The sequence below is a fragment of the Actinomadura sp. KC345 genome, assembly GCF_004348515.1.
Lineage (GTDB): Bacteria > Actinomycetota > Actinomycetes > Streptosporangiales > Streptosporangiaceae > Spirillospora.
Window position 1 is genome coordinate 1 of record NZ_SMKH01000412.1, and the last position, 5,610, is coordinate 5,610.

The 5,610-nt window shown below is 70.1% G+C and carries 5 protein-coding genes; 3 read left to right on the plus strand and 2 right to left on the minus strand.

The window, feature by feature from the left end:
- A partial coding sequence (locus tag E1281_RS42375) for a TetR/AcrR family transcriptional regulator (RefSeq protein ID WP_243717763.1) occupies positions 1-386 on the minus strand: 386 nt, incomplete at its 3' end.
- 288 nt (positions 387-674) lie between these two features.
- On the opposite strand from E1281_RS42375, the gene E1281_RS36855 reads away from it, so the two are divergent.
- A complete protein-coding gene (locus tag E1281_RS36855; RefSeq protein WP_131884331.1) occupies positions 675-2,249 on the plus strand; it encodes a succinic semialdehyde dehydrogenase in 1,575 nt (524 codons plus the stop codon).
- 9 nt (positions 2,250-2,258) lie between these two features.
- Positions 2,259-4,010: a GMC family oxidoreductase gene (locus E1281_RS36860; RefSeq protein WP_131884332.1), complete on the plus strand. Its 1,752-nt coding sequence runs from the start codon at positions 2,259-2,261 to the stop codon at positions 4,008-4,010.
- Positions 4,011-4,146: 136 nt separating this feature from the next.
- Here the strand turns inward: E1281_RS36860 and E1281_RS36865 are convergent, their stop codons facing one another.
- Entirely contained in the window at positions 4,147-4,677 is a 531-nt protein-coding gene (locus E1281_RS36865) for a hypothetical protein (RefSeq protein WP_131884333.1), read from the minus strand.
- Between the two features lie 187 nt (positions 4,678-4,864).
- On the opposite strand from E1281_RS36865, the gene E1281_RS36870 reads away from it, so the two are divergent.
- A complete protein-coding gene (locus E1281_RS36870) occupies positions 4,865-5,596 on the plus strand; it encodes a DNA alkylation repair protein (RefSeq protein ID WP_243717764.1) in 732 nt (243 codons plus the stop codon).
- Positions 5,597-5,610 lie beyond the last annotated feature (14 nt).

The following is a 5,610-nucleotide window of genomic DNA, read 5'->3' on the forward strand; positions in this document are numbered from 1 at the left end:
TCGCCGCAGACGTCGACGGTGCGGTCGGTGGTGAAGCGTTCCATCAGAGCGAGCAGCAGGTCGGTCTTGCCCGCGAAGTTCGAGTAGACGGCGCCCTTGGTGAGACCGGCGGCCGCCGCGATGTCGTCGAGTGACGCGCCGTGGATGCCGCGTTCGGCCCACAGGCGTTCGGCGGCGGTGAGCAGGGCCGTGCGGGTCTGCTCGCGGCGGTCCCCGCGTGGGTCGGGTGTTCCGGGGTGCTGCCTGCTGCCGCCGGGGGCGGGTGCTCCCTTCATGTCGCCCTGGTGGCCGGGCGCCCCCGTCGTGTCGCTCTTGCCGGGCGCCCCTGCTGCGTCCGGGCCTTCCGTGTCACCCTCGGGCCGATGGCCGCCGCGGGTGTCCGTCATGTGGTGTTCCCCTCCGTCGTGGAGCGCGTCCCGTGGTGTCCGGGCGCGCGGCAGCGTGCGCCCGGCGGCGGGGGCCGCGCGCCGAGATTCTCATCCCCTCTCTTCGAGATACACCGGCCGGACATCGCGAGTCTTCGAGATGCACAACTCCGCCTGGGTTGGAACGTTCCGTTCGGCCGTCGGTCATCAGGGAGGGACGAAGAATCGGGAGGTTGTGTGGCAGACCACCAGATGTGACGCGTTACTTGCGGGTAGCCAAGGGTGGCCGGGGGGTCATACTCTGCCACCATGGCATCCCCGACGGCCCCTGCCACGGCAGAGCACAGGCTTTCCCAGGCCCTGATCGACCGGCTGGCCTCGCACGTCGCCTCGGGCGGCGCCGACACCGTGACGATCCCCGCCCCGTTCACCGGCGAGGCGCTGGCGATCGTCCCGCTCTCCAGCGCCGACGACGTCCGCGCGACGCACGAGCGGGCGCGGGAGGCGCAGCGGGAGTGGGCGCTGCGGCCGGTGGGGGAGCGGGTCAAGCCGTTCCTGCGGCTGCCGGACGCCCTGGTCGACCGGCGCGAGGAGATCCTCGACGTCATCCAGCTGGAGACCGGCAAGGCCCGGCGCCACGCGATGGAGGAGTTCCTCGACGTGGCGCTGTGCTCGCTCTACTACGCCCGGCGGGCCGCGAAGCTGCTGAAGCCGCGGCGCAGGCAGGGCATGATGCCGGGCGTCACCCGCGTCCGGGAGCTGCGCCACCCCAAGGGCGTCGTCGCGCTGATCGCCCCGTGGAACTACCCGTTCGCGCTCGGCGCCAGCGACATCGCGCCCGCGCTGATGGCCGGTAACGCGGTGATCCAGAAGCCCGACACGCAGACGTGCCTGTCCAGCCTGTGGGTCTTGGATCTGCTGGTCGAGCTGGGGCTGCCGCGGGACGTCTGGCAGATCGTCGTGGGCGACCCCTCCGAGATCGGTGATCCGCTGCTGGACGAGGCCGACTACGTGTCCTTCACCGGGTCGACGCGGGGCGGCAAGGCCATCGCCGAGAAGGTCGCGCCCCGGCTGGTGGCGTACTCGCTGGAGCTCGGCGGCAAGAACCCGATGATCGTCATGCCGGACGCCGACGTCGAGCGCACCGTGCGGGGCGCCGTCCGCGCCTGCTTCACCAACGCCGGGCAGCTGTGCATCTCGATCGAGCGGATGTACGTGCACGAGGACATCTACGATCGGTTCGTCCCCCGTTTCGTCGAGGTCGTCGACGGGATGAAGCTCGGCACGGGGCTGGACTTCGACGCCGAGATGGGGTCGCTGACCTACCAGCGGCAGCTTGAGGCGGTGACCCGGCACGTCGACCAGGCGGTCAAGGAGGGCGCGACGGTTCTGGCGGGCGGCAAGGCCCGTCCCGACGTGGGCCCGCTGTTCTACGAGCCGACGATCCTCGCGGACGTCAGCGGCGACATGGACCTGTGCGCCAGTGAGACGTTCGGGCCGGTGGTCGCCGTCTACAAGTACCGGGACGAGGACGAAGTCGTCGAGCGCGCCAACGACACCCCGTACGGGCTGAACGCGTCGGTGTGGACGAAGAACCCGTCGAAGGGCCGCCGTCTCGCCGCCCGCATCCAGGCGGGGACGGTCAACATCAACGACGGGTACGGCGCGGCGTACGCGTCCTACGACTCCCCGATGGGCGGGATGAAGCAGTCCGGGGTCGGGCGCCGCCACGGGGCCGAGGGGCTGCTGAAGTTCACCGAGGTGCAGACCGTCGCGAGCCAGCACTTCATGGATCTCGAACCCCCTGGCAGCATCGGCTACGACAAGTTCGCCGCCTTCATGGCGACGGGCGTCAAGCTGATGAAGAAGCTGCGGATCAAGTAGGGAACGCGTGTGAAGCATGACTTCGACGTGCTCGTCGTCGGCTCCGGATTCGGCGGCAGCGTCTCCGCGCTGCGCCTGACCGAGAAGGGCTACCGGGTCGGCGTGATCGAGGCGGGCCGCCGCTTCGACACGAACCCGTCCGGGGCGCCCGGGGCCCGGTATCCGGAGCTGCCCAAGACGAACTGGCGCGTCGCCCGCTACCTGTGGGCGCCGGCGCTGGGACTGACCGGCATCCAGCGGATGCACCTCATCCGCGGCGCCAAGTCGAGCCGCGTGATGGTGCTGGCGGGCGCGGGCGTCGGCGGCGGGTCGCTGAACTACGCCAACACCCTGTACGTCCCGCCGGAGCCGTTCTTCAAGGACCGGCAGTGGGCGCACATCACCGACTGGCAGGACGAACTCGCGCCCCACTACGAGCAGGCCGAACGCATGCTCGGCGTCGTCCGGAACACCACGTCGACCGCGGCCGACAAGGTCATGAAGAAGGTCGCCGACCGGATGGGGAAGGGCGACACCTTCGTGCGGACGCCCGTCGGCGTCTACTTCGGGCGCGGCGCGGGCATCGAGAGTGCCGACCCGTACTTCGGCGGGACGGGCCCGCGCCGCTGCGGCTGCCTGGAGTGCGGCGAGTGCATGGTCGGCTGCCGCCACGGCGCGAAGAACATGCTCACGGAGAACTACCTTTACCTTGCCGAGAAGGCCGGGGCCCGCGTGATGCCGCTCAGCCGTGTCATCTCGGTCGAGCCCCTGGCCGGCGGGGGATACCAGGTGGAGATCGTCCGGACCGGCTCGTTCGGCCGCAACCGCAAGACGTTCACCACAGAGCAGGTCGTCTTCGCCGCCGGCACGTACGGCACGCAGAAGCTCCTGCACAAGCTGAAGTCGACCGGTGCGCTTCCGCGCCTGTCGGACCGGCTGGGAGCGCTGACGCGCACCAACTCCGAGGCGATCCTGGGCGGCGGCCGCCGCAACGGGCGGCCCGGCCCCGACTTCTCCGAGGGCGTCGCGATCACGTCCTCCTTCCACCCCGCCCCGGACACCCACATCGAACCCGTCCGCTACGGCCGCGGCTCGAACCTCCTCGCCGCGCTGCAGACCCTCCTGGTGGACGGCGACCGGCCGGGAGAGAAGCACACGCCGCGCATCCTGAAGTTCGCGCGCGAGGTCGTCCGCCGCCCGCGCGACCTGGTGCAGCTGATCGACGTGCGGCGCTGGTCCGAGCGGACGGTGATCGCGCTGGTCATGCAGACCCGCGACAACTCGATCACGCTGCGTCCGAAGAAGGGCCCGTTCGGCTGGGACGTCCGCGCGTCCGCCGGCCACGGCGAGCCCAACCCGACGTGGATCCCCGAGGGCCACGAGGCGACGCGGCTGATCGCCGAGGAGATCGGCGGCATGGCCGGCGGCACCTGGGGCGACCTGTTCGACGTTCCGATGACCGCCCACTTCCTCGGCGGCTGCGCCATCGGCGACTCCGCCGAAACCGGCGTCATCGACGCCTACCACCGGGTCTACGGGTACCCGGGCCTGCACGTCGTGGACGGATCCGCGATCTCCGCCAACCTGGGCGTCAACCCGTCCCTGACGATCACGGCGCAGGCCGAACGCGCCATGTCGCTTTGGCCGAACCGCTCCGAGGACGACCTCCGCCCCGCGCTCGGCGACCCGTACCGCCGCCTCGCGCCCGTCCCGCCGAAGAAGCCGGTGGTCCCCGCCGGCGCCCCCGCGGCCCTCCGACTCCCGATCGTCAAGATCACCTGACACACGCGCCTCCCTCGGTTCCGACTCTCCGGATTCTCGAACCCTCGGGAGGTCCGGGGACGCGGAACGCGATCCTGTGGATAACGCGGCCGGTTTCGACCCGGTGTCGCCGGATCAGCCCGCGAAACCGACTCGCTCACTCGTCAGGGTCCGGGACGCCGGACGGCTTGAATCGCGAACTCGGCGGTGCCCCGGCCAGCGGAGCACCTCGCAGATGACGGACCGCGTTCCGGGTGACCAGCGCCAGCAGTCCACCGAACGCCACCATGAGCAGGTTGCCGATCAGCCCCGCAGCGACGTCGCGGCCGGTGCTCCCGGCCGTCTGGTAGACATCGGGTCCAGGCGCCCATCGCATGAGCGCCAGCCGTCCCTCGACGGTTTCGCCCGGCTCCGCATAACGAAGAGTGACCGGGACACGGTGACCGCCGTCGTCGTAGTGGCCGCGTGCCATGGTCTCCCCGCCCCGGGGAGTCTCGGAACTGGAATAGCCGCTCTCCACACGCACCACGACCTCGTCGCCGGTGCCGACGAGATATGCGCCGACGTTCACCAGGACGGCCAGGAGAACAGCCGCGGCGCCGAGGGCGAGCACGGCCAGCGGCCCGCAAACCGACACGGTGACGATGGCCACGTTCCGTGACGGCCTCGAATCGCTGTTGCCGCGCATGCGGTCGACAGTAGGCGATGCGGGCATTGTTCGACGATGCCTCGAAGCGTCACCACCGTGACCGGCGAACGCTTCAACGTCCGGTACGTGCCGCCACCGCCTGGCGCACCCACCCTGGCACCAGGACGGCTCACGGCCGGACGGTGGCGCATCGCCACCCGGTGGGGAGGCCCGTATCTTGAGGCTTGTGGATGTCGAGGGTGAGGTGGCGCGGGTTCTGGCGGAGTTGCGGGCGCAGGGCGATCCGGTGCGGGCTGATTATGAGAAGCGCTATCTGAAAAGCGACCTCGTGCATTTCGGTGTGCCTGTCCCGGCGTTGCGCAAGGTGGCGGTGTCGGCGGTGGAGGCCCAGCCCACGCGGGACGAACTGCTCGCTCTCGCCGAGGCTCTCTGGGACGTGACCCGGGACGGACGTCCTGTCCATGAGGCTCGTGTGGCGGCGATAGAGGTGCTCGTCAAGAGGGTCGCCTTGCTGGAGCCGAGTGACCTGGCGGTGGCTGAACGGTTCGTCCGTGGCTCGGCGAGTTGGGTGTATGTCGACATCCTCGCTGAGAAGGTCGCCGGCGCATTGGTCGTCCGGTACCCCGACCTGGGGAGAGTGCTGGATGCCTGGGTCGCCGACCCCTACATGTGGATTCGGCGTACGGCTGTCTTGGCCTTGCTGGCGGGTGTGCGGGCGGGCAACCCCGATCTGAGTAGGGTCGACCGGTTCGGGGACGCCCTGATCGGTGAACGCGAGTTCTTCATCCGCAAGGCCCTCGGGTGGGTGCTGCGGGAGCTGTCCAAGAAGGACCCGGGGTGGGTGACCCGATGGGTCGAGCCTCGTGTCGAGGTCATCTCGGGTGTGACCCTACGGGAAGCCGTCCGGTGGCTTCCTGAGGAAGACGCCGGACGGCTTCGCGCGACTCAGCGCCGGTAGGCCTTCCACACCTT